The organism is Shewanella sp. SG41-4 (assembly GCF_014164505.1).
Lineage (GTDB): Bacteria > Pseudomonadota > Gammaproteobacteria > Enterobacterales > Shewanellaceae > Shewanella.
In genome coordinates, this window is sequence record NZ_JACJFI010000591.1 from 1 (window position 1) to 1,412 (window position 1,412).

General features: G+C 37.3%; 1 protein-coding gene. It reads right to left on the reverse strand.

From position 1 onward, the window contains the following. Window positions 1-1,202 precede the first annotated feature (1,202 nt). Window positions 1,203-1,412, reverse strand: a 210-nt coding sequence (locus H5202_RS22470) for a DUF3418 domain-containing protein (RefSeq protein ID WP_182773979.1), incomplete at its 5' end; no start/stop codon positions are given.

A 1,412-nucleotide genomic window follows, 5' to 3' on the forward strand; every position in this document is an offset into this window, starting at 1 on the left:
TTTCCGAAAATTTACCGATGACGTAACTGTAATCGTTAAAATGCAAGGACTATAAGGTGGAAGAGAGTGGATTGATGATCGAACAATTCGTCTGCATAAACAAGGTAACACTTGGGTTATTGTTGAAATATTACCCGAAAAAGGTCGTATTGAAGGGTAGTCTTAAGTCAGAGCAAATTACCATTATTGGCTAGTTTCATTATTATGTTTAGCCGTAACATAAGATAAAAACAATTATCACTCATTCGGGTATAATCACTATTCAATAGTTTGCATATTCACAAAATAAACAATTGATAAAATATTAAAAATAACCAATAAAAATAGCAGCCTAGGCTGCTATTTTTATTTTTTGTCGGAGTATTCAATGCAACAACTAAGTTGTCAAAGCATTAATCAGCTCGTTCAATCGTCTTACTCTTCGTTAGAAGGTAAAGACTCTAACACGTCATCTTTCACTTGATAGTAAGCGTTTTCGTATTCATGAACTTCCATAATAACTCCAATCTTTTAGGTCGTTTTGTAGGTGTAGGCCTGTCTTTTTATAAACAACAACACGATATTGAATCCTTAATACTGACGACATCGTGTTAATGCTGGGGGGATGACATTTGCCTTACAGAGAGAAGAGTACCAATCACTTTCTTCTTGGCGCTGAGTATATCAATAGTCAGATCACTTTCAAACCACAATTACGAAAAACTTTCAGTTCTGTTGTGCGGATAGTCAAAATGTGTCTTTAAATTGAGACTTTTCACTGAAAAACAGAAAGTCGTTCAGAAATTACAACATACTCGACGTGACAACGTACTAACGTATTGCGACACAAGTCGACGGTCCCATTGCTGCTGTTAAGGCTAAATGCCGATGACAATGCCTCTATTACAGCAACTCAAACTCTATAGTTCTGATTATTTATTGAAAGAATAATGCCCTTAAAAGACGAAGCACAACATAATGAAGCACCTGAGAGCTTCACTCAAAAATAACGCCCTGCACCCATCCTGCACTATCAAAGCATTTAACACATACAGCTAAGCTTTTGGCTTAGAATTAATAGTTAAAGCTGATGAGTTCTTAGGAAATGACAGGTCTTACAGACATCACTAGAAAATGGATCTATTTGGGATAATAAAAAACCGACATCACCTAAGTGATATCGGTTTTTTATTATCGTCATGCGATAGAGCAACGCACCAAGGTTACACTTGACTGATAGAACTCAATACTCGCTTTTCTGAAATAGGATAAGCGGTACCTAATACCTGAGCAAAACAAGATACTCGGTACTCTTCTATCATCCATCGAGCTTCAATTAGTGCTTCTGGGACCGGTTGTGAACGTGGCACTTTCGCCAACTGAGCCGTTAACGCCTCCTGAACTTTAGCGATACTGTGCATGTGTAATCGATC